The 22581-nt window shown below is 64.1% G+C and carries 23 protein-coding genes and 1 pseudogene; 14 read left to right on the top strand and 10 right to left on the bottom strand.

Translation table 11 applies throughout. From position 1 onward, the window contains the following. Window positions 1–116 precede the first annotated feature (116 nt). From FLM21_RS03240 to FLM21_RS03215, 6 genes are all read right to left on the bottom strand, one after another. Window positions 117–1766 (bottom strand): electron transfer flavoprotein-ubiquinone oxidoreductase, encoded by a 1650-nt coding sequence (locus FLM21_RS03240; protein WP_148717432.1) that lies wholly within the window; start codon window positions 1764–1766, stop codon window positions 117–119. A 123-nt stretch (window positions 1767–1889) separates the two neighbouring features. After that, window positions 1890–2816: a LysR family transcriptional regulator gene (locus FLM21_RS03235; protein WP_148714188.1), complete on the bottom strand. Its 927-nt coding sequence runs from the start codon at window positions 2814–2816 to the stop codon at window positions 1890–1892. A 119-nt stretch (window positions 2817–2935) separates the two neighbouring features. Further along, a complete protein-coding gene (locus FLM21_RS03230) occupies window positions 2936–4303 on the bottom strand; it encodes a 4Fe-4S binding protein (RefSeq protein ID WP_148714187.1) in 1368 nt (455 codons plus the stop codon). Between the two features lies 1 nt (window position 4304). After that, window positions 4305–5114: an FTR1 family iron permease gene (locus FLM21_RS03225; RefSeq protein ID WP_148714186.1), complete on the bottom strand. Its 810-nt coding sequence runs from the start codon at window positions 5112–5114 to the stop codon at window positions 4305–4307. Window positions 5115–5132: 18 nt separating this feature from the next. Further along, on the bottom strand, window positions 5133–5459 hold the full coding sequence (locus FLM21_RS03220) for a cupredoxin domain-containing protein (RefSeq protein WP_246120812.1): 327 nt from the start codon (window positions 5457–5459) through the stop codon (window positions 5133–5135). A 13-nt stretch (window positions 5460–5472) separates the two neighbouring features. After that, window positions 5473–6000 (bottom strand): iron transporter, encoded by a 528-nt coding sequence (locus FLM21_RS03215; protein ID WP_148714184.1) that lies wholly within the window; start codon window positions 5998–6000, stop codon window positions 5473–5475. Window positions 6001–6270: 270 nt separating this feature from the next. On the opposite strand from FLM21_RS03215, the gene FLM21_RS03210 reads away from it, so the two are divergent. The 5 genes from FLM21_RS03210 (at window position 6271) to FLM21_RS03190 (ending at window position 9595) form a co-directional block, all read left to right on the top strand. Next, window positions 6271–7017: an electron transfer flavoprotein subunit beta/FixA family protein gene (locus tag FLM21_RS03210; RefSeq protein ID WP_148714183.1), complete on the top strand. Its 747-nt coding sequence runs from the start codon at window positions 6271–6273 to the stop codon at window positions 7015–7017. After that, entirely contained in the window at window positions 7017–7946 is a 930-nt protein-coding gene (locus FLM21_RS03205; RefSeq protein ID WP_148714182.1) for an electron transfer flavoprotein subunit alpha/FixB family protein, read from the top strand. Before FLM21_RS03210 ends, FLM21_RS03205 begins: the two co-directional genes overlap by 1 nt. 85 nt (window positions 7947–8031) lie before the next feature. Then, a complete protein-coding gene (locus FLM21_RS03200; RefSeq protein WP_148714181.1) occupies window positions 8032–8808 on the top strand; it encodes a ferredoxin--NADP reductase in 777 nt (258 codons plus the stop codon). Between the two features lie 98 nt (window positions 8809–8906). Continuing rightward, window positions 8907–9278 carry a DUF423 domain-containing protein gene (locus FLM21_RS03195; protein WP_148714180.1) on the top strand — a complete coding sequence of 124 codons (372 nt, stop codon included), beginning with the start codon at window positions 8907–8909 and terminating at the stop codon, window positions 9276–9278. Then, window positions 9275–9595: a tetratricopeptide repeat protein gene (locus FLM21_RS03190; protein WP_246120811.1), complete on the top strand. Its 321-nt coding sequence runs from the start codon at window positions 9275–9277 to the stop codon at window positions 9593–9595. Before FLM21_RS03195 ends, FLM21_RS03190 begins: the two co-directional genes overlap by 4 nt. On the opposite strand, the gene FLM21_RS03185 is transcribed toward FLM21_RS03190, so the two are convergent. Next, a complete protein-coding gene (locus FLM21_RS03185) occupies window positions 9592–10356 on the bottom strand; it encodes a substrate-binding periplasmic protein (RefSeq protein ID WP_148714179.1) in 765 nt (254 codons plus the stop codon). The two genes, FLM21_RS03190 and FLM21_RS03185, sit on opposite strands and share 4 nt — an antisense overlap. A gap of 102 nt (window positions 10357–10458) precedes the next feature. On the opposite strand from FLM21_RS03185, the gene FLM21_RS03180 reads away from it, so the two are divergent. From FLM21_RS03180 to FLM21_RS03150, 8 genes and pseudogenes are all read left to right on the top strand, one after another. Then, window positions 10459–11112 carry a Dph6-related ATP pyrophosphatase gene (locus FLM21_RS03180; RefSeq protein ID WP_148714178.1) on the top strand — a complete coding sequence of 218 codons (654 nt, stop codon included), beginning with the start codon at window positions 10459–10461 and terminating at the stop codon, window positions 11110–11112. A gap of 244 nt (window positions 11113–11356) precedes the next feature. Continuing rightward, window positions 11357–12091, top strand: a complete 735-nt coding sequence (locus FLM21_RS03175) for a glutathione peroxidase (protein WP_148714177.1) — start codon at window positions 11357–11359, stop codon at window positions 12089–12091. Window positions 12092–12254: 163 nt separating this feature from the next. Beyond that, a complete protein-coding gene (locus FLM21_RS03170; protein ID WP_148714176.1) occupies window positions 12255–13649 on the top strand; it encodes a dihydrolipoyl dehydrogenase in 1395 nt (464 codons plus the stop codon). Between the two features lie 528 nt (window positions 13650–14177). Continuing rightward, window positions 14178–14327 (top strand): annotated as a pseudogene (locus FLM21_RS21215) (transposase); the annotation flags it as partial. Further along, window positions 14255–15286, top strand: coding sequence for an IS3 family transposase (locus tag FLM21_RS03165; protein WP_246120704.1), 1032 nt, complete (start codon window positions 14255–14257; stop codon window positions 15284–15286). The pseudogene FLM21_RS21215 and the gene FLM21_RS03165, both read left to right, overlap by 73 nt. 163 nt (window positions 15287–15449) lie before the next feature. Next, the gene (locus tag FLM21_RS03160; protein ID WP_148714175.1) at window positions 15450–15959 is read left to right on the top strand and encodes a hypothetical protein; all 510 of its coding nucleotides are present in this window, start codon (window positions 15450–15452) and stop codon (window positions 15957–15959) included. Between the two features lie 531 nt (window positions 15960–16490). Further along, entirely contained in the window at window positions 16491–17432 is a 942-nt protein-coding gene (gene argC / locus FLM21_RS03155) for an N-acetyl-gamma-glutamyl-phosphate reductase (RefSeq protein ID WP_148714174.1), read from the top strand. Between the two features lie 56 nt (window positions 17433–17488). After that, window positions 17489–17926, top strand: coding sequence for a GNAT family N-acetyltransferase (locus tag FLM21_RS03150; protein WP_148714173.1), 438 nt, complete (start codon window positions 17489–17491; stop codon window positions 17924–17926). Window positions 17927–17952: 26 nt separating this feature from the next. Here the strand turns inward: FLM21_RS03150 and FLM21_RS03145 are convergent, their stop codons facing one another. The 3 genes from FLM21_RS03145 to metE form a co-directional block, all read right to left on the bottom strand. Then, window positions 17953–18369 carry a MaoC family dehydratase gene (locus FLM21_RS03145; RefSeq protein WP_148714172.1) on the bottom strand — a complete coding sequence of 139 codons (417 nt, stop codon included), beginning with the start codon at window positions 18367–18369 and terminating at the stop codon, window positions 17953–17955. 81 nt (window positions 18370–18450) lie between these two features. After that, window positions 18451–18738: an antibiotic biosynthesis monooxygenase family protein gene (locus FLM21_RS03140; protein ID WP_148714171.1), complete on the bottom strand. Its 288-nt coding sequence runs from the start codon at window positions 18736–18738 to the stop codon at window positions 18451–18453. Between the two features lie 209 nt (window positions 18739–18947). Next, a complete protein-coding gene (metE, locus tag FLM21_RS03135) occupies window positions 18948–21293 on the bottom strand; it encodes a 5-methyltetrahydropteroyltriglutamate--homocysteine S-methyltransferase (RefSeq protein WP_148714170.1) in 2346 nt (781 codons plus the stop codon). 97 nt (window positions 21294–21390) lie between these two features. Here metE and FLM21_RS03130 point away from each other — a divergent pair, with 97 nt between their 5' ends. Then, window positions 21391–22314: a LysR family transcriptional regulator gene (locus FLM21_RS03130; RefSeq protein ID WP_148714169.1), complete on the top strand. Its 924-nt coding sequence runs from the start codon at window positions 21391–21393 to the stop codon at window positions 22312–22314. The last annotated feature ends 267 nt before the right edge of the window (window positions 22315–22581 follow it).

Raw genomic sequence — 22581 nt, 5'->3', positions numbered from 1 at the left:
CATGCAACGAACTGGCGCGATCTTTTGCGGCGATAGTGCAGATCACGACAGCGCTTTGCAAGCGACAATCGCCAAGCGTACACGGGCCGTCGCCACGCGCAACGCCTTGAAAACGCTTACATAGCGGTATATACCGGGCCGCTGCCACCCTCAGGTGTGACCCAGACGATATTCTGGGTCGGGTCCTTGATGTCGCAGGTCTTGCAATGCACGCAGTTCTGCGCATTGATCTGCAGCCGCGTGCCGTTCGCATCGGCGAGGATCTCGTAGACGCCGGCCGGGCAATAACGCTGCTCGGGCGCATCGAACCGTGGCAGGTTGTATGCCACCGGCACGCTGGCATCCTTCAACGTGAGGTGCACCGGCTGGTTGGTGTCGTGCGCGAGGTTGGACAGTGCTACCGAGCTCATGCGATCGAAGCTGACCACGTTATCCGGCTTCGGATAGGCGATCCTCGGCATCTCGGCGGCGGGCTTGAGGCTCTCGTGGTCGGCCTTGCGGTGCTTGAGCGTCCACGGCAGGCGGATGCCGGCCGCGCCCAGCCACAGCTCGGCGCCGGCCGCGGCCATGCCGCCGAAGGTGCCAAGCCGCGACAGCATGGGCTTGATGTTGCGCACCATGTCGAGCTCCTTGCCCACCCACGACGCATGCAGCGCCGCCGGATAGTCGGCGAGCTCGTCCTGTGCACGACCGGCCGCCAGCGCGGCGACGGCCGATTCGGCCGCCAGCATGCCGGACTTCATCGCGTTGTGCGTGCCCTTGATCCGCGGCACATTCACCATGCCGGCCGCACAGCCGATCAGTGCGCCACCAGGGAACACGAACTTCGGCCAGGCCTGGATACCACCCTCGCTGATGGCGCGTGCGCCATACGACAGTCGCTCGCCACCTGCCAGCAGCTTGCGGATGGCCGGATGGGTCTTGAAGCGCTGGAACTCGTCGAACGGCGACAGGTGCGGGTTGGCATAGTCGAGATGGACGACGAAGCCGATGGCCAGCAATTGCTCGCCATAGTGATAGATGAAGGAGCCGCCGCCGGTGCGGTTGTCGAGCGGCCAGCCCAGCGTGTGCTGCACCAGGCCCGGCCGATGCTGGTCCGCCGGAATGCGCCACACTTCCTTGATGCCGATGCCGTGCTTCTGCGGGCCCGATTCGGCGCGCAGGCCGAGCTTTTCCTCGAGTTGGCGGGTGAGCGAGCCGCGCACGCCTTCGCCGAACAGCGTGTAGGCGGCGCGGATTTCCATGCCCAGCGCGAATTGCGTGGTTTCCTTGCCCTGTGCGTCACGCCCCATGTCGCCGGTGATCACGCCGGCCACGCGGCCGGCGTCGTCGAACAGCACCTGCGCGGCGGCGAAACCGGCGTAGATCTCGACGCCCAGCGCCTCGGCCTCGGCGGCCAGCCACTTACAGGTGTCGCCCAGGCTGGCGATGTAGGTGCCGTGGTTGCGCAGCATCGGCGGCAGGCCCCAGCTCGGCAGGCCGTACGACTGGTCCTCGTCAAGGACGAGGAATTCGTCGTCGGTGACGGCGGTGTGCAGCGGCGCACGGCGGGCCTGCCAGTCCGGGATCAGCTCATTGAGCGCGATGGGATCGATCACTGCCCCCGAAAGGATGTGCGCGCCGACCTCGGCGCCCTTCTCCAGCACGCAGACGCTCACTTCCTGGCCACGCTCGCCCGCCAGCTGTTTGGCGCGGATCGCGGCTGACAGGCCGGCCGGCCCTGCGCCGACGATCAGGAGGTCATACTGCATCACATCGCGTTCCATCACACACCCTTGGCATTCAATCTGGATAGTCCGCCATTCTAACGGGCGGCATGGCCCAGGTCAGCGGCGGGGCCGGAAAAACTGCGCGAGGTCAAACGGGAAAACGACCGCCGGACGCGGTGTTCAGGCCAGGGCCGGCAGGCGGATCTCGTCGCTGCGGCGCACGTCCTCAGTCATGGCGCGGCACAGCGCGACGAACTCACGCATGCCGGGGCTCTGGTATTTCTGCTTGTGCCAGACAAAGCGGAACTGCCGGCGCAGGTCGAGCTCCGGTACCTCGATCGGCGCGAGGTTGCCGCGCTGGAAATCCTCGCGCAGCGCCAGCCGCGAGATGCAGCCGATGCCAAGGCCGGACTCCACCGCGCGCTTGATCGCCTCGGTGTGCTCCAGCTCCAGCCGGATATTGAGGCCGTTGTGCTGGTTGCGCAGCGCCTGGTCGAAGGTTTCGCGCGTGCCCGAACCGTGCTCGCGCAGGATCCACGGCTCGGCCAGCAGCGCGGCGATCGAGGCCCGGCCGGCCCGCGCCAGCGGGTGTCCGGGCGCCGCGAACACCACCAGCTCGTCGGCCACCCAGGGCTGCACTTCCAGCTCTGGGTGGTGGGTCTCACCCTCGATCAACCCCAGGTCGATGCTGTAGTCGGCGAGGTTCTGCACGATGGTGGCGGTGTTGTGCACGTCGAGCTTCACCCGGCTTTCCGGGTGGCGCTGCATGAACTGCGAGATCAGGATGGTGGCGAGGTAGTTGCCGATGGTCAGCGTGGCGCCGATATGCAGCTTGCCGAAGCCCTCGCGCCCCTCCAGCAGCGTTTCCACTTCGCGCGCCTGATCGATCAGCGCGGAGGCACGCGGCAACAGCCGGCGGCCCAGCGTGTTGAGCTGCAGCGTCTTGCCGACGCGGTCGAACAGCTGCACGTTGAACTGGCGCTCGAACTCGCCAAGTGCGGTGCTGGTGGCCGATTGCGACAGATTGAGCTCGCGCGCAGCACTCGAGACGTTCTCGAGCCGTCCCACGGTGACGAAGATTTCCAACTGGCGCAGCGTGTATCTCATGTCGGATATATTGCCATCCCCGATAAGGGATGCGGAAAGAATCTGTATTTTAGATATTCTATCCGCGCCCCGAACCCGCGGCAAACCCGACAGCCGCGGCCGGGCGAATTCATCCCGGGTTACCAGGCGACGAACAACAACCACCACGCCGCGGCAAACGGCGCGAGCCCGGCCAGCAACGGCAGCATGGCCACACCACGCCGCGCCATCGACGCGCCGCGTTGCCCGGCAATGCGCCACAGCAGCCGCAGTGACCACGCCAGCGCCAGCGCCAGCAGTGCGAAGCGCGCGTCGTTGGCCCAGCCGACCGGTACCGCCTCGTGCTTGAGCAGCGTGATCGTCGTGGCCGACAGCCCCAGGAACACGCCACAGCCGGCAGCCGGGATCAGCCCCTGTGCCAGCCGGTGCAGGCTCAGCGCATCGCGTCCGGGCAACAGCCGGTCCGCCAGCCACAGCGCGGCCAGCAGCGCACCACCGATGGCTGCAGCGCTTGCCGCGATGAAGCCGACGATGAGCGCGCCATCGAGCCAGGAGAAGCTGTCGGCGACTTCGGGGTAATGGGTGAGCAGCCACCAGGGGGCGTTGTCGTTCAGCGGCCAGTAGATGTCGCGCTCGATCAGCCAAGTGGCGATCCACTGCTTGGCGGTGACGAACCACGGGCTGGCGCTCCACAGGAAGGCGCCGACGGCGAGGCCCATCATGCCGAACACGATCAGCGCGGTCTGCCAGTGATCGCCGGCAGCGACCTCGACGATTTCCTGCTCCGGGCTGCGGGCAACCAGCGCGATGGCGTCGCGATGGCCGCTGCAGCGGCCGCACATATGGCAATCACCGGCGCCCTGCATATGCCGCAGTGGCAGCAGCGGCGCGCAGTTCACCGGGATCACCCGGGCGTTGCCGTGTCGACGCCACTGCTGCTCATCGACGCGGTAGCGCCATGGCGCGAGCTTGGCGAGCACGGTGAACACGCCATTCACCGGGCACAGGTAGCGACACCACACCCGTTTGCTGCGGCCATACCAGAAGCCGACGGCAATGGCCCCGGCGGTGGAGCCGCCCAGCACCAGCAGCACCGCGAGCGGGTATTGATAGACGCTGACCAGTTGGCCGTAGATGGTGGTCAGCGCGAACGCCACCAGCGGCCAGCCGCCCCAGCGCACCCAGCGCGGGATCGGCCGCCCACGGCCGCGCTCGCTGGCCCACTCGGTGAGCATGCCCTCCGGGCACAGCCAGCCGCACCAGGCGCGGCCCAAGAGTGGCATCGACACCAGCACGAACGGCCACCAGATGCCCCAGAACGCGAACTGCGCCGCCACCGTCAGGTGGTTGAACACCCGCGCGTGCTCATCGGGCAGCGGCAGGAACACCGGCACCACGATCAGCGCGACATAGACCAGCACCACGCCCCATTGCAGCCGGCGCAGCGCACGCTGGTGCCGGCGCAGGAAGTCGCCGAAGGCGAACGTGGCGTGGGACAGCGCCGTCATGTCAGCGCGCCGCGCGCCGCAGCAGCGACACCGATGCGGCCCAGAACACCAGCCAGGCCAGCAGCACCGACAGCGCCGGTTGCGCGCGGTAGCCGGCGAAATCAGCCAACAGCTTACCAAGGCCGCCACTGTCGTCGAGCAACGCCGAGCTGTTCCACAGCGGATCGACCAAGCCCGGCAGCGTGCCGATGGACACCAGCTTCTCCAACCCGCCAACCAAGAGCGAGCCCGCCAGCAGCAGCAGCAATACCTCGGTCACGCGGAAGAACAGCCGCCAGGTGACAAAGCGGCTTGAGAGCTGCAGCAGCCAGAACGTGCCGAACGCGGCCGCAAGGCCCACGGTGCCGGCCATGGCATAGTGCAGCAGCTCGCCGCCCTGCGCGGTGGCGATGGTGCCGTAGAGGAACACCACGGTCTCGCTGCCTTCGCGCGCCACGGCAATGGTCACCAGCAGGAACAGCCTCCACCAGTTGGCCCGCGCCACGTTATACGCCAGCCCGGATTCGAGCTCGCGCTTGAGCGTGCGGCCGTGGCGGCGCATCCAGTACACCATCTGCACGATCAGCGCCGCAGCAACCAGGCTCATGCCGGCCTGGAAATACTGCTGGCCATCGTCCGACAAAAAGGTGGCCACGCCGAGGATCAACAGCGCCAGCACGCCTGACAGCGCCAGACCCGCCGCGACGCCCCCCCACAGGTAGCGCAGCCCCGGCCGACCGGCCGGATTGGCGCGCAGCCAGGCATAGAGGATGCCGACGACCAAGAGCGCCTCGACGCTTTCGCGCCAGACGATGAAGAGAACCTGTTCCATGAATGCCTTGGCGGATCGCTACTTGATCACCAGCACGCCCTTGGCCTGCGGGTGGAAATCATCGAAATAGACATGCTGTGCTGGGCTGGTCGGGTTCACCACCACGAAGGAGGTCACGCCAGGGCCCAGCACCTTTTCCTTGCGCAGCGAGATGCTCTCGAACTCCGCCGGTGACTTGCCGGCATTGGTGATCTCGAGCTTGAAGCGGGTGCCCGCCGGCGCTTCGATCCGGGTTGGGCTGATGGTGCCGTCGCGGATCGTGATCTTGAACACCGGCATGTCGGCAGCCCGCGCGCCAACGGCGCTCAGCAGCAGCACGGCCGCGAGCGCACCGCTGCGGGCCACCGCGCTCCCCATCTCAGTAACCGCCCTTCTTGCCGGTGCCGGCGTAGGTGAACTCGTAGTTGAGTTCGAACGGTGCAAACCAAGGGCCGACGCCGGTTTCCTTGTCCACGTGGCGGCCAAAGTGCGCCATCGGGTTCTGCGATGGCGGCAGGATGGTGTACTTGAGCTTGTACTTGCCCGGGCCTTCCAGCTTCACGTTGTCGCCGTAATGCGGGCCATCGCTCGCCACCATCGGCATGAAGTCGCCCTTGAGCACGTTCTTGCTGCCGACCTTCTGGATCTCGTACCTCACCAGCAGGTAGGGCATCCACTCGCCCTCGGCGAAGCCGTTCGGGTTGTCCTTCACCGCATGGATGTCGGCTTCCAGGTGCACATCCGATTGCTCGACGGCACGCATCATGCCCGGCGGGTCCATCTTGATCGGCTGCAGGTAGACGGCGCCGATCTCCATGCCTGCCTTGATCGCGGGCTTGCCGATCGGGTATTCGGCAGCCTGGGCAAGGCCGGCGACGCACAGCAGGGCAAACAGCATGGACTTCATCGGAGCACTCCTGACAGATGGGACTGCCCGAGATTGTAAGCCTTGAACCGTATCGAGATTCATTCTCGATCATTAACAATGATTAATAATTCCAAGGACATAGCGCGATCCGCTCGTGCGTTGGCAGGCCTGTGCAGGCATCAACAACGGGGTAGCATCCTGATCTATATCATTAACTCAGATAAAAACGTTCTAACAAATCTACTTCACAGATAACCCCACCCCGCCATATAATCCGCAGCAATCGTGGGATAGCCAGGACTTGCAAAGATGAAAGCACTCGTGGCCGTAAAGCGCGTTGTCGATCACAACGTGCGCGTACGGATCAAAGCGGACGGCTCCGGCGTCGATACCGCCGGCGTCAAGATGAGCATCAACCCCTTCGACGAGATCGCCGTCGAGGAAGCGCTGCGCCTGAAAGAGCGCGGTCTCGTCAGCGAGATCGTCGCCGTGACGCTGGGCGAAGCCACCAGCCAGGACGTGCTGCGCCATGCGCTGGCCATGGGCGTGGACCGGGTGATCCTGGTCGAGACCGCCACCGAGCTGCAGCCCTTGGGCGTGGCCAAGCTGTTGAAGGCCGTTGCCGAGCGCGAAGCGCCGCAACTGGTGCTGCTGGGCAAGCAGGCGATCGATGACGACGCCGGCCAGGTTGGCCAGATGCTGGCCGCCCTGCTTGGCACCGCGCAGGGCACCTTCGCCTCCAAGATCGACATCGAGAACGGCGAAGCCATAGTGGTACGTGAAGTCGAAGGCGGCACCGAGACCGTAGCGCTGAAGCTGCCCGCCGTGATCACAGCCGACCTGCGCTTGGCCGAACCGCGCTTCGTCAAGCTGCCGAACCTGATGATGGCCAAGAAGAAACCGATCGAGACGCTGGCTGCCGACAGCCTGGGCGTCGATTTCGCGCCGCGCGTCGCGCGCACCGCCGCCGCCGAGCCGCCCGTGCGCGCCGCCGGCATCAAGGTCGGCAGCGTTGCCGAGCTGGTCCAGAAACTGCGCGAAGCGAAGGTGATTTGATGAGCATCCTGATTCTTGCCGAACACGACGGCCAGCAACTGAAGCAATCCACCCGCCAGGCCGTGACCGCCGCGCAGGCATGGAATGCGCCGGTCCACCTGCTGCTGCTGGGGGGCGACACTGCCGCTGTGGCAGCCGATGCCGCCCGGGTAGCCGGCGTGGCGCAGGTGATCCGCGTCGACGCAGCGCATCTGGAACACCCGCTGGCCGAAGACATCGCCAGCGTGCTGGTTGCCCTGGCCGGCGACTACCAGGCCATCGTCGGTGCCCACACCGCCTTCGTGAAGAACGCCTTGCCGCGCGCCGCCGCGCTGCTGGATGTGGCGCTGATCGCCGATGTCATCGAGATCAAGGGCAACAACAGCTATGTGCGCCCGATCTATGCCGGCAACGTGCTCGCTTCGGTAACCAACGCCGCCGGCCTGCAGCTCGTCACGATCCGTACCACCGCGTTCGATGCCGCCGGCAACGGCGGCAGCGCCGCCGTGACCACGCTGGCCGCGCCTGCCGCCGGCACGCTGTCGCGCTGGGTGGCGGAAACCCGCAATGTCAGCGACCGCCCCGAGCTTGCTACCGCCCGCGTCGTGATCTCCGGCGGCCGTAGCCTCGGTGAGCGCTTCGAATCGGTGCTCGGACCATTGGCACAACAGCTGAACGGCGCTTTGGGCGCCACCCGCGCCGCGGTCGATGCCGGCTTCGCACCCAACGACATCCAGGTCGGTCAGACCGGCACCGTGGTCGCGCCCGAGCTCTATATCGCCGCAGGTATTTCCGGTGCCGCGCAGCATCTGGCCGGCATGAAGGACAGCAAGGTCATCGTGGCGATCAACCATGATCCAGACGCGGCCATCTTCCAGGTGGCCGACTTCGGCATCGTTGCCGACCTCTTTGACGCCGTGCCGCAGCTCACCGCCGCATTGAAACAGTAAGCACGGGCCGGGATAATCCCGGCCTTCGCCGTCACCGCCCCCGGCGTTGCGACGGCGCCAACGAACATCACAACCAGGATTTGCAATGAGTGCCTTCGCTTCCGAACGCGTTCTCTCGGTACACCACTGGAACGACACGCTGTTCAGCTTCAAGACCACGCGCGACCCCGCCCTGCGCTTCGAGAACGGCCAGTTCGTGATGATCGGCCTGCAGGTGAACGGCAAGCCGCTGATGCGCGCCTATTCGATCGCCAGCCCGAACTACGAAGAGCATCTGGAATTCTTCAGCATCAAGGTGCAGGACGGCCCGCTGACCTCCATCCTGCAGAAGATCCAGGTGGGCGACGAGCTGCTGGTGTCGCGCAAGCCAACCGGCACGCTGGTGCTGTCCGACCTGAACCCGGGCAAGCACCTGTACTACCTCTCCACCGGCACCGGTCTCGCCCCGTTCATGAGCCTGATCCAGGATCCGGAAGCGTACGAGCAATACGACAAGATCATCCTGGTGCACGGTGTACGCCAGGTCAGCGAGCTCGCCTACGCCGACTTCATCGAGAAGGAACTGCCGAACAACGAATTCTTCGGTGATGCGGTACGCGAGAAGCTGATCTACTACCCCACCGTGACCCGCGAGCCGTTCCGCAATCAGGGTCGCCTCACCGACCTGATCGAATCGGGCAAGTTGTTCAGCGACATCGGCCTGCCACCGCTGAATCCGGAAACCGACCGCGCCATGCTGTGTGGCAGCCCGGCCATGCTGAAGGACACCTGCGATCTGCTGGACGCCCGCGGCTTCAAAGTCTCCAAGCGTATCGGCCAGCCCGGTGACTACGTGATCGAGCGCGCCTTCGTCGAGAAGTAAGCCGGCACGGCCTGGCCGCGGCACTGCCGGTGGCCAGCGACGATCACCGCAAGGGGCCGGCAACGGCCCCTTCGTTTTTGCCTCACCCGGAACCTGCCATGCCCAACTTCATCGCCCTTGGCGCCCTCAACCTGCTGCTCGCCGTGGTGCTCGGCGCCTTCGGCGCACATGGCCTCAAGGCCCGGCTGTCGGTGGAACAGCTCGGCTGGTGGCAGACCGGCGTGCAATACCATAGCTGGCATGCGCTCGGCCTCGTCGCCATCGGTCTGTTGCTGCTGCAACAACCCGCCGCCGCAGTGCGCCCGGCCGGCTGGGCGCTGCAGATCGGCATCGTGCTGTTCTCGGGCTCGCTCTACGCGATGGCGCTCGGCGCGCCGCGCTGGTTCGGTGCGATCACCCCGCTCGGCGGCACCGCCTTCATCGTCGGCTGGGCACTGCTGGCGTGGGTGGCACGCAAACTGGGGCAATGATGGATCACGCTCGCCAGATCGCCGCCTTCAGCGCCATGCTGGCGCGTGGCCAGGACAACGCGTTGCTGCGCTTCGGTCTGGGCCAGGCACTGCTTGCCGACGGCCAGGCCGCGGAGGCGGTCACGCACCTGCGCGCCGCCATTGCACACGACGCGAAGTATTCAGCTGCCTATAAGCTCTTGGGCAAGGCACTGGCAACGACGGGGGATGCCGCGGGAGCGGCCGAAGCCTACCGCGACGGGGTTGCGGTGGCCGAGGCACGCGGCGACATCCAGGCCGCGCGTGAGATGAAGGTGTTCCTCAAGCGCCTGGGCTAGCGCACCGACATGCCATAGCGGCGGGCCAGGCGCTCGATCTCGCCGGCCTGTTCCATCTCGGCAAGCGCGGTATTGATCGCCGCCACGCTCCAGGGCGAGCGCGGCGAGACCAGGCATTGGGTCTGCACCACGGTGAATGGCAAGCGGCCGATCGCATAGCGGGCACGCTCCTTCGGCCGTTGCTTGAAGTAGCCCTCGATTTCCGCCTCGGACGCGATCAGCGCATCAGCCTGGCCATGCTTGACCCGCTGGAACAGATTCTCGACCTTAGTATCGTTGACGCGCTGCGTTTCGCCGCGCTCGAACAAGGGCTGGATCGGCGCGAAGTGGTAGCCCGTCATCACCGCCATGCGCTTGCCGATGAAATCGTCAGGCGTTTTTTGCGGCGGCGCGTTTTCGGCCAGGGTGACCGCACGCTCGATCTGCGGCAGCACGTGGCGGGTCCAGTTGCCGACCGCGCCGGACGACCAGCCGGGGCTGGAATAGCAGACGATATGCGCCTCACCGACCTCGATCGCCTTCTCCATGCGACCGCGCGGCATCAGCACGTGCTGGGCGCGGGTGCCCAGCCGCAGGGCGATCAGCTCGCCCAGATCGCGCAGCAGGCCACCGTTCACCCGATTGCCGTCCAGCGTCACCAGCGGGTACCCGGTGCCCGAAGTGTGCGCCACCTTTAATACAGGGTCAGACGCTGCTTGAGACAGCACCGGGACAGCAAAGAGGAAGGCTGCGGAAAACAGCCAAAAACCGCGCAGATTCATTGGGTTAACTTCAAACCATTTGCCCCACACTATAGCTCGAAGTTTGTAAGCTTGGAATACTTTGCTTACGTAGTTGCGCCAAGCGGTGCGACAATCGCCGCCATGCCCCTCCCCTTCGTTGCCTCATGGAGTGGCGGCAAGGATAGCTGCCACGCATTACAGCTCGCCCTTGCCGCCGGCCATCGCCCCGTCGCCCTGCTCAACATGCTGAACGAAACCGGGGAGCGCTCGCGCTCGCACGGCCTCACGCCAGCGTTGTTGCAGGCGCAGGCCACGGCACTCGGACTGCCCTTGCTCACCGGCAGCGCCAGCTGGGGCGACTATGAAGCCGAATTCATCGCCCGACTGGTCGAAGCACGCGAGCGACACGGCGCCAGGGCGGCAGTGTTCGGCGACATCGATCTGCAGCCACACCGCGACTGGGAGGAAATGGTCTGCGCACACGCCGGCATCACGCCGCTGCTGCCGCTGTGGCAACGCAGTCGGCGCGAACTGGTCGAGGAGATGGTGGAGAGCGGCATCGTGGCGCACATCGTCTCGTGCCATGCCGCGATGGGGCCCGACTTCCTCGGCCGTGCCATCGACCGCGCACTGCTGGCCGAACTCGAGGCGCTGGGCATCGACGCCTGTGGCGAGAACGGCGAGTACCACACCGCGGTGCTCGATGCGCCCGCGTTCGCCGCACCGCTCGCTGTACGTCACGGTGCACGACAGCGCCATGGCGATTACTGGTTTCTCGACCTCTTCCTCGCCTGATCCGTGCACCTGTGCGGTAGTTTGCACAGTCACTTTCCTTCCTAGAAGCGCTCTCAAGCAGGAGTAGGAGCGCGTTCTAGCTCAACGGCCACACCATGGCTGATCAGCCTCTGCTTGATCGCGATCAATAGTTTTTTTTCACTAAAAACTTTTAAACGATCAATTGGACCAATCATCCACTGGGACGGGATACTTCGTTCCGTCGCTGCAACGCAGCATCCCCGCTCAAAACAGGAGAACCCGCATGTTGAAGAACCACGAAGGCCAACGCGTCCCCAATGTCACCTTCCGCGTCCGCGAGAACAACGAATGGAAGAACGTCACCACCGACGAGCTGTTCAACGGCAAGACCGTGGTGGTGTTCTCGCTACCTGGCGCCTTCACCCCGACGTGTTCCTCCACCCACCTGCCGCGCTACAACGAACTGGCGCCGGTGTTCGCCAAGCACGGCGTCGACGCCATCCTCTGCGTGTCGGTGAATGACACCTTCGTGATGAACGAATGGGCCAAGGATCAGGAATCGCAGAACATCGTGATGATCCCGGACGGCAACGGCGAATTCACCGAAGGCATGGGCATGCTGGTGGACAAGGCCGACCTCGGCTTTGGCAAGCGCAGCTGGCGCTACTCGATGCTGGTGAAGGATGGCGTGGTCGAAAAGATGTTCGTCGAGCCACAGAAGGAAGGCGATCCGTTCGAGGTATCCGATGCCGACACCATGCTGGCCCACGTTGCACCGAACGCCAAGAAGCCGGACCAGGTCGTGGTGTTCTCCAAGGAAGGTTGCCCGTTCTGCGCCAAGGCCAAGGAACTGCTGACCAACAAGGGCTTCGACTTCATTGACGTGGCGCTGGAACACAAGACACGCGGCAAGGTGCTCGGTGCCGTCTCCGGCAAGATGACCGCCCCACAGGTGTTCATCAATGGCCAGCTCATCGGTGGTTCGGAACAGCTCGAGGAATACCTCGCGGCCGCGTAACCGTGCGAAGCAAGGGGGTCGAAGTTTCGCTCCCCTCAATCGCCAGCGAACAGCAGGCGATCGGTCCGACAGTCGTCGGACCCGGCCCCATTCCCAGCGAGTGATGCCGGGTGCGACGGTTGCACCAGCAGCAACAGCGCCAAATCAAGAACAGGAGCCCGCCATGACCCAGAACACCCGCCAAGTCGATGTTGCCGTGATCGGCGCCGGCACCGCTGGCCTTGCTGCCTATCGCGCCGCCAAGGCCTCCGGCAAGACTGCGCTGCTGATCGAAGGCGGCCCGGGCGGCACCACCTGCGCCCGTGTCGGCTGCATGCCGTCCAAGCTCCTGATTGCTGCCGCCGAAGCCGCGCACGAGCTGCGCCACACGGCAGCCTTTGGCGTGCGTGTCGATGGCGACATCGTGATCAACGGCCGCGAGGTGATGGACCGGGTGAAGCGCGAACGCGATCGCTTCGTCGGTTTCGTGCTGCGCAGCGTCGACGGCATTCCTGCAGAGGACAAGCTCGCCGGCTACGCCCAGTTTGTCGACACCACCACCCTGCAGGTCGGCGCCACCCGCGTACACGCCGGCAGCGTGGTCATCGCCACCGGCTCCAGCCCCAGCGTGCCTGATGCCTTCACCGTGTTCGGTGACCGCCTGGTAGTGAACGACGACGTGTTCGCCTGGGATGCGCTGCCACGCCGCGTAGCGGTGTTCGGCCCCGGCGTGATCGGGCTGGAGCTCGGGCAGGCGCTGTCGCGGCTCGGCGTGATCGTGCGCGTGTTCGGCCGCAGCGGCCACATCGGCCCACTGACCGACCCAGCCATCCGCGACTATGCCAACACCGTGCTCTCCGCCGATTTCGCCCTGAGTGCGCACGCGCAGATCGAAGCGATGAGCCGCGATGGCGACGAGGCGGTGATCCGCTTTGCCGGCCGCGATGGCGAACCGGTGACCGAGCGTTTCGACTATGTGCTGCTCGCCACCGGCCGCACACCGAACGTGAAGAACCTCGGCCTTGAGCACACCGACATCGCGCTGGATGAACGCGGCGTGCCGCTGTTCGATGCCGATACGCTGCGATGTGGCAACAGCCCCATCTTCCTCGCCGGCGACGCCAACAACGTGCTGCCACTGCTGCACGAGGCAGCCGACGAAGGCAAGACCGCCGGCAACAACGCCGCCCGCTACCCGGAAGTTGGTCCCGGCCTGCGCCGCTCGCCGATCGCCATCGTGTTCAGCGATCCGCAGATCGCCATGGTCGGCGCCCGCTACGCCGATCTCGATCCCGCGACCATCGTGGTGGGCGAAGTCAGCTTCGAGGACCAGGGCCGTAGCCGCGTGATGCTGAAGAACAAGGGCCTGATGCATGTCTATGCCGACAAGGAGAGTGGTCGTTTCCTCGGCGCCGAATGGATCGGCCCGCGCGCCGAGCACATCGCCCACCTGCTCGCCTGGGCACACCAGATGCAGCTGACCGTGCCGCAGATGCTCGACATGCCGTTCTACCATCCGGTGATCGAGGAAGGGTTGCGCACCGCACTGCGCGATGCGGCAGCCAAGCTGGCGGCCTGATACAGAAAAACCGGGGCAGTGCCCCGGTTTTGCTTTGGCCTTAAGCCCGTTCCTGCCTGGAAGCCCGACACCGCGCGACTGCCCTCGAAAAGAGACGACTGCATGACCTAGGGTTGGCACTGTGTTAGACAGAACCTCGCTCTCGCCGACGCACTCAGTTGAGCAAGCGCAGTGCCTCCACCGAAGCAGACATTATGCAATATTGCTTCAAGTTCATGATCGCAGTCGCCATGCAGCAGCCAAATGCAAGGTGAGTATCGCGAAGTCGAGCGGCTGGCACCTTTTCCAACCGATTGCTCAACCTCTTTCGCACCTCAGCAAATGTCAACGATCGCGCTTTTGAGCCCCATCTGTTTCAAGCCGGAGCTGCAGAGTGCGCTTGACGCATTCTTGCAGACCATCTGGGAAAGCCTTTCATCTCTTCAAGAAAAATGGTTTCTCCCAAATAAAAAAGTACAACCGACGTCCCCCCAAGTTTGAGTAGCACGCAGCTTTAGAGTCCAATCCCTTCCATCAAGGAGACTGGACGTGAAGAAACGCTTTTCCGAAGAACAAATCATCGGCTTCCTGCGCGAGGCCGAAGCGGGCTTGCCCATCAAGGAACTGTGCCGCCGGCACGGTTTCTCCGAAGCCAGTTACTATCTCTGGCGCAGCAAGTTCGGTGGCATGAGCGTCTCCGACGCCAAGCGGCTCAAGGAACTCGAGGCCGAGAATGCTCGGCTCAAGCGCATGCTGGCCAATTCGATGCTCGAAAACGAGGTCATCAAGGAAGCACTGCAAAAAAAGTGGTGACCGCACCAACGCGACGCGAGCTGGTGCGGTTCCTCGCCGGACGGGGTCTGAGTGAGCGCTGGGCGTTGCGCATCGCCCGAATGAGTCCGAGCGCCTTGCGCTACCGGCCCAAGCCGGATCGGAACGGCATGTTACGGCAGCGGATCGTCGAACTGGCGCAGCGCCATCGTCGCTACGGTGCAGGGATGATCTATCTGAAGCTGCGCCAGAGCGGCTGGGCAGTGAACCACAAGCGGGTAGAACGGCTATATGCACTGGCCGGGCTGCAAGTGCGGCGACGCAAGCGCAAGAAGGTGCCGCCATCGGAGCGGCAGCCGCTGATCCGGCCGCAGGTCGCCAATGCGGTCTGGTCGATGGACTTCGTGTTTGATCGCACGGCCGAAGGACGAGTGATCAAATGCCTGACCGTTGTCGACGATGCCACGCATGAAGCCATTGCGGTGATCCCGGAGCGAGCCATCAGTGGCGAAATTCTGACGCGGCAACTGGATCGATTAGCGGTCTCACGCGGCTTGCCGCAGGTGATTCGCACTGACAACGGCAAGGAGTTCTGCGGTCGAGCGATGCTGCACTGGGCGTACCGGCGCGGCATCACGCTGCGGCAGATTGAACCGGGCAAACCGAACCAGAACGCTTACATCGAATCATTCAATGGCCGGCTGCGGGACGAATGTCTGAACGAGCACTGGTTCACCAGCTTGGCGCATGCGCGGGTGGTGATCGAAGCCTGGCGACGGGAATACAACGAGGAGCGGCCGAAGAAGGCGTTGGGCGGGCTGACGCCATCGGCCTATGCCCGGCAGCTAGCGAGGAAGAAACCGGTAATATCGGGGGCCGGACTCTAAAGCGAAATGCTATTCATGAGGGGGTGACGTCGCCCCAAGGCGGTCAAGGATTTTTTGGCTGGCATTCAACCCATTTAATTGATCGCCGTCAGTCAATTGGAGACTACTTCCCTGTGTTGCAATTGGAACCCCCTTCGACCCCCAAGCCCTTGTAGAGGATTTCATGAAATCGCTTTTGCTTGCCCCCGTTTTATTACTGGGTACTTCCAGCGCATTTGCGACCAATTTCTGGAATGAGCAGTCTTACGTGATCGAAATTGGCAGCGAATACAACGTCGTTGTTTCCAAGATTCTTTTCAATGATCGTCACCATGCGCTGCAGTTTTGCCAACTTCTGGAACCGAAAATGAAGTTGGGCAGCCTGAAAGACACCTTGAATGTCAATATCTATGGAAAGCCCCAAGTCCCTCAAACGCAGTTTGTTTTGCATTATTCCGATGGCAGAACGGCCGATACGGGTTTCTGGGCTTGGGATCCAACAAGTGAGCCCTACAAATTCAAGGACAAAAATGACAGAGACACCCGCATTCTCGTACAATTTCGCGGCGAATCCCCCATCGAAACCACACTTGAATTATTTAAAAAATTCATCCAAGGCCAGAAAACAGAACCCGTTACCTACATCAACAATCAGGCGTTCAAAGGGCTTGCGGCAATTTGTGTTTCTGAATAACACAGTGCATCAGATCAACGCTGAACGGTGCACCTAGTCACGCTCACCCGGCCGTTAAAGCCTACCGAACGCGACAGAGACGGCTTCACGATGAGGCAGGCCAGAAGCTCATCATCGCGCAGTTGTTGAGTACTGACCGGAACGCGCACGATGACCTATGTTGATCACCCTCGGTTTGCTGTGCGCATTGGGCCTGCTTTGCGCGATCGGCTGGCCGCACGCCAGTCGGGAGCGCCGCATCGCGCAAGCCCGTCTGGAAGAGACCTTTTCACAGCCAGATACCTTGCTCGGTTTGACGCTGGAGCAACTTGAAACGCGCGCCGGGCCTTGCACGCAGTGGGATGCGTGGGATCACGGCGATGCGTATGCCACCTGGCAGGGGCCAGGTGGCATACGACGTCTGGTTCCGCGAGGGTCGATGCTTCGAGATCACCCACAGGCTCAAGCGCTGACGTTTTGTCACGCCACCGTCGTTGATGCGCTGCGGCATCTGCCGCTAAGCTCCCCAGTTCGCGCAATGAGGAGAACGAGATGGCCAGCCTGCCCAAGATTTTCATCGACGGTGAACACGGAACCACCGGTTTGCAGATCGTCGAACGCCTTGCCGGGCGCACCGATCTGCAGCTGTTGAGCCTGCCCGTCGCGCTGCGCCGTTCGGTCGAACACCGCAAGGCGCTGCTGAACGAGGCCGATGTGGTCATCCTCTGCCTGCCCGATGATGCCGCTATCGAATCGGTTGCGATGATCGAGAACCCAGCCGTGCGCGTGATCGATGCCTCCACCGCCCACCGCATCGATCCGACCTGGGTCTATGGTTTTCCCGAACTCGCCGCCGACCAGCGCGAGAAAATCCGCGCCAGCACCCGGATCGCCAACCCAGGCTGCTACGCCACCGGCGCCATCGCGCTGCTGCGCCCACTGATCGAACGCGGCGTACTGCCGGCCGATACCGCCCTCAACATCCTCGGCGTTTCCGGCTATACCGGCGGCGGCAAGGCACTGATCGAGGTGCATGAAAACGCGGACGCCGAACCGTTCGCGTTCTACGCGCTGGGGCTGTCACACAAGCACCTGCCGGAAATCCAGCATTGCACGGGCCTTGCCACCAAGCCGGTGTTCCTGCCCAGCGTCGGCCACTTCCCCACCGGCATGCTGGTGGCGATCCCGCTGCATGCCTCGCAACTGAACGGTTCGGCAGAAGACGTGGCCAAGGCACTGACCGACTGGTATGCGGGCGAGCGCTTCGTGACCGTGGCCCCGCTGGGCAGCCAGGACGTGCTGGAGCGCGGCGCCTTCCTGCGCGCCGATACGCTATCCAACACCAACCAGCTGCAGATCCTGCCCTACGCCAGCAAGAGCGGCGGCGAGCTGGTGCTGATCGCCCGCCTCGACAACCTGGGCAAGGGCGCATCCGGCGCGGCGGTGCAGAATCTGAACATCCTCCTGGGCCAGGACGAGGCGATCGGGTTGTAAGACCGCCCTCCTGCCAACCACACAGCCCGGCCTCGCCGGGCTTTTTCATCGCCGCCATGTTCGTATCGCTGACCACTGCCAATATCGCCGACCATGCCCCGCTCTACTGCACGGTGTTCAACGCCCCGCCCTGGTGTGACGGCTGGAGCGAAGCCGCAGCCCGCGAACGGCTGCAGCACTTCGCCGCCTTTCCACGCTTTGTCGGTTTGGCGCTGCACGATGGCGCCACGCCCATTGCCCTGGTCTTTGGCTGGGGCGAGCGCTGGATCGACCACTGGAGCTTTCACCTGAAGGAGCTGTGCGTGGCGCCGCAAGTGCAGGGGCAAGGCCACGGCCAACGACTGCTCGCCGAGTTCGAGCACCAGCTCGCCGCCGTGGATTATGGCGAAGCATTCCTGATGACCGGTGCAGTGGTACCAGCGCGCGATTTTTACCAAAGGAATGGCTACCGGACGCAGGATCTGGTGGTGATGGGCAAGCCGCTATCGGCTTGAGCCCATCGGCACGCGGCAGCGCAAACTCAATCGTGCTTCGGCACCCAGATCAGCGCCTCGCCATCGAGCACCGGCTCGCCACGCACCGAGCAGGTGGTCTTGAGCCGTACCCGCTGTTTCTCAGGCAGCAACTCGATCACTTCGGCGGTTGCAGTCACCGTCTCGCCGATATGCACTGGCTTCAGAAAACGCAGGCTCTGCGACATGTAGATGCAGCCTGGGCCTGGCAGCTTCATGCCGATCACCGATGACAGCATGCTGGCCGTGAGCATGCCGTGCACCACCCGCTCGCCGAAGCGCGTCTCGGCGGCGAACTCGGCATCGATGTGCATGGGGTTGTTGTCGCCGGTGAGGCCGGCAAACAGCACCACGTCCGTCTCGGTCAGTGTCTTGCGGTACTCGGCCGTCAAGCCGACGGAAAGGTCTTCAAAGGCATAGGACACGGCAGCTTCCTCCTCAGGATGGGTCGCATCCCAGCATATGCTGCAACGCAGCAAGCTGCTATCTCCGATGCATGACGCCGATCAAACGTTGCGGCGGCACGTGCCGAAGAAGCTGCTGCACTCCGACTCGCACAGTGCCATCAGCGCCTGGGCGAGCCCGGTTTCGAGGAAAGCGGCCAAGCCGGCCCGGCAGCTGGCTTCATCCTGCCAGTGGATCAGGTCGATACCGTCCCGCCCGGTACGGAACAGCTGGTAGCCGATAAAGCCGGAGCGTTGCTGCAGCCAGGTGATCATCTGGTCGATCAGCGCCTCGAAGTGATCGGCATCGGCTTCAACCATCAGACGGAACTGCACGATCTGGCTAAACATCGCGGTCTCTCGTCATTCCAGGAAAAGAAAACCCGGCATTGCCGGGTTTTCTTCGATGGCTCTAAGCGGCTGAAAACCCAATGCAGCGGTTCTGGCAAGGAGCACGAAGCGCCCTGAAAGGCGATAAACCGGACTTCCTTCGGTCGCAGAAAGTACACGGCGTACGGCAGGGGAGTGCGACATAGCCAGAAGGGTTTTGTTGGCCGCTCCTAGTGGCAACTGCAGGCGCCGCTGCCGTGCACTGGCGTATAGGCCTGCGCGGCATCGACCACCAGCTTGCGGCCCTCGGCCAGCGCGGCGCGCGCCTGGCGGGTAGCATCCAGCATGTTCTGCAGTGCCGCCTCGGTCTCCGGCCAGCCGCGGGTCTTCAAGCCGCAATCCGGGTTGATCCACAGCCGATCAAACGGGACCACGTCCAGCGCCTTGGCGATCAGCCGCAGCATCTCGGCCACCGGCGGTACGCGTGGGCTGTGGATGTCGTACACGCCCGGACCGATCTCGTTCGGGTAGTGGAAGGTGCCGAAAGCTTCGAGCAGTTCCATGTCCGAGCGGCTGGTCTCGATGGTGATCACATCCGCATCCATCGCGGCGATCGCCGGCAGGATGTCGTTGAACTCCGAATAGCACATGTGGGTGTGGATCTGCGTACTGTCCACCACGCCGGAGGCCGATACGCGAAAGGCGCGCCCAGCCCATTCCAGGTAGGCATCCCAGTCGCCGCGCTTGAGCGGCAGGCCTTCACGGAACGCCGGCTCGTCGATCTGGATCACCTTGATGCCCGCCTGTTCCAGATCGACCACCTCGTCGCGGATCGCCAGCGCAATCTGCAGGCAGGTCTGCTCGCGCGGCTGGTCATCGCGCACAAACGACCACTGCAGAATGGTCACCGGGCCGGTGAGCATGCCCTTCATTGGCTTGGTGGTCAGCGATTGCGCGTAGCGGCTCCATTCGACCGTCATCGCCTTGGGGCGCGACACATCGCCGAAGATGATGGGCGGCTTCACGCAGCGGCTGCCGTAGCTCTGCACCCAGCCGAAGCGGGTGAAGGTGAAGCCGGCCAGCTGCTCGCCGAAGTACTCGACCATGTCGTTGCGCTCGGCTTCGCCGTGCACCGGCACGTCAAGGCCCAGCGCGTCCTGCTTCTCCACCACCAGACGGATTTCGGCCTGCATTGCGGTGATGTAATCAGCCTCGGGCAACTCGCCGCGCTTGAACGCAGCGCGGGCGGCGCGGATTTCGCGGGTTTGCGGGAAGGAGCCGATGGTGGTGGTCGGCAGCGACGGCAGCTTGAGCCAGGCCTGTTGTTGTTCGGCGCGGCGCGAATAGGTGCTGGTGCGCTGGGCATCGCCCGCTGTCAGGGCGGCAACACGGGCCTTCACCGCCAGATTGTGGATGCGGCGCGAGGTCAGGCGCGCCTTGGCCACCGCATCGCTCGCGGCGAGCTGCTCGGCCACTGCGGCACGGCCCTGCACCAACGCGGTCTTGAGCAGCGCCACTTCCGAGAGCTTCTGCTTGGCAAAGGCCAGCCAAGACTTGAGCTCGCCATCGAGCGCGTCCTCGGAATCCAGATCGACCGGGCTGTGCAGCAAGGAGCAGCTCGACGCTACCCACAGCCGCTCGCCGAGCCGCGCTTGGGCCGTTTCCAGCGTGGCCAGCTTGGCGGAAAGATCGGCCGCCCAGATGTTGCGGCCGTCGATCACGCCAGCCGACAAGATTTTGTCCTGCGGCCAGTGGGTGATCAGTGCATCGAGTTGTTCCGGCGCGCGCACCAGATCGATATGCACGCCAGCCACCGGCAGCTCAGCCAGCAGCTCAGCATGCGCGGCGACGCTGTCGAAGTAGGTAGCCAGCAACAGCTTCATGCCACCTTGCGCCAACTCGCGGTACACCGGCTCGAATGCGGCGAGCCAGCTGGCATCGAGTTCGAGACCAAGGATGGGTTCGTCGATCTGCAGCCATGTCACACCCTGCGCCGCCAGCTTGTCGATGATGCGGCGATATGCCGGCACGATGCGGGCAGCCAGCCCCAGCTTGTTAAGACCCGCCGCCTTGGTCTTGGCGAGATACAGGAAGGACAGCGGCCCCAGCAGCACCGGCTTCACCGCGTGGCCCTGGGCCAGCGCCTCCTGCACCTCGTGGAAGAACCAGTCCACGCCGCCGTCGAAGCGGGTGTGGTCGTCCAGTTCCGGCACGAGGTAGTGGTAGTTGGTATCGAACCACTTGGTCATTTCCAGCGCCGGCTGGCCGGCATTGCCGCGCGCCAGCTCGAAGTACTGCTTGAGATTGAGCGCTTTGGCGTCGAAGCCGAAGCGGGACGGCAGCGCACCGAGCAGCGCCGCAGTGTTCAGCACTTGGTCGTACCAAGCGAAATCGCCGACGCTGGCGAAGTCGAGCCCAGCATCCTTCTGCCATTGCCAGTGGCGGCGGCGCAGCGTGCTACCGACAGCGGCGAGCTCGGTCTCGGCAATCTCGCCGCGCCAGAACGCCTCGATGGCGAACTTCAGCTCGCGCTGGCCGCCGATGCGGGGAAAGCCCAATACATGAGCAGTAGTCATTGCAAACTCCAACATCCATGAATGTGGTTTGCATGATCCGCCCGACTTTCATATGATTCAAACTCATTCTTTTCACGATCATCATGAGTTTTGCTCAATGCAATCGCTGCTCGAATTGCGCCACCTGAAAACGCTGCTGGCAATCCGCGACGCCGGCAGCCTCACCCGCGCGGCAGAACGCCTGCACCTGACGCAGTCAGCGCTGTCGCACCAGATCCGCCTGCTAGAAGAGCACTACGGCTTGCCGCTGTTCGTGCGCAAGCAGCCGCTCAAGCTCTCGCCGGCCGGCGACAAGTTGGTGCAGCTCGCCGAGGACGTACTGCCGCGCGTGGCGGCGAGCGAGCGTGACATCGCCAAGCTGCGCGAAGGCGAGGCCGGCAGCCTGCGCATCGCCGTGGAATGCCACACCTGCTTCGACTGGCTGATGCCGGCAATGGACACCTTTCGCGAGCGCTGGCCGGAGGTGGAGCTCGACATCGTTTCCGGCTTTCATGCCGATCCGGTCGGGCTGATCTTCGAAGACCGCGCCGACCTCGCCATCGTGTCCGAGCGCGAGATTGAGGCCCGCATCACCCACTTTCCGCTGTTCGCCTACGACATGGTCGCCCTTCTCGCCCGCGACCATCCGCTCGCCAGCAAGCCGCTGCTGGACGCCGCCGACTTCGCCGACGAAATGCTGATCACCTACCCGGTGCCGGACGACATGCTGGACCTGATACGCAAGGTGCTGCGACCGGCGGGCGTGAACCCGAAGCGCCGCACCACCGAGCTCACGGTGGCGATGCTGCAGCTGGTGGCCAGCCGGCGCGGCATCGCTGCCTTGCCACGCTGGAGCGTGCAGCCCTATCTGGAGCGCGGCTACATCGTGGCCAAGCCGATCACCGCCGCAGGGCTCACTTCCGAGCTTTATGCTGCCGTGCCGCAGGAACGCGCCAGCACCGCCTACCTCACCGAGTTCGTCGCCATCACCCGTGAGGTCAGCCTGGCCAGCCTGCCGGGCATCCAGCTGATCGCCGACTAGGTCGCACCCTGCGTTCGCGCGGGTTCGTTGCAGCTTCTGGCGCGAAGCCTTGGGGAAAGGAGCACGCGCAAGCGGCACGGCAATGCCCACGTCGATCCGCTCGCGGGTTGCGAAATGCGGTTTCCCATCCAGCCTTTGCCTGCCAAGCGCGCCGACATCCTTGCCGCCCTCGCGGCGGCAAGTTTTGCCGCGTCATCCCGTGGTGGGCTTTGCCGCCTGGGATTGCCGCCCTGTAGCCAGACGCGGTTAGTGCCTTGATTCAATGGC

It is taken from the genome of Chitinolyticbacter meiyuanensis, from assembly GCF_008033135.1.
GTDB lineage: Bacteria > Pseudomonadota > Gammaproteobacteria > Burkholderiales > Chitinibacteraceae > Chitinolyticbacter > Chitinolyticbacter meiyuanensis.
Note: the sequence above shows the minus strand (reverse complement) of the source record. Positions and strands in the feature narration are given on the sequence as shown.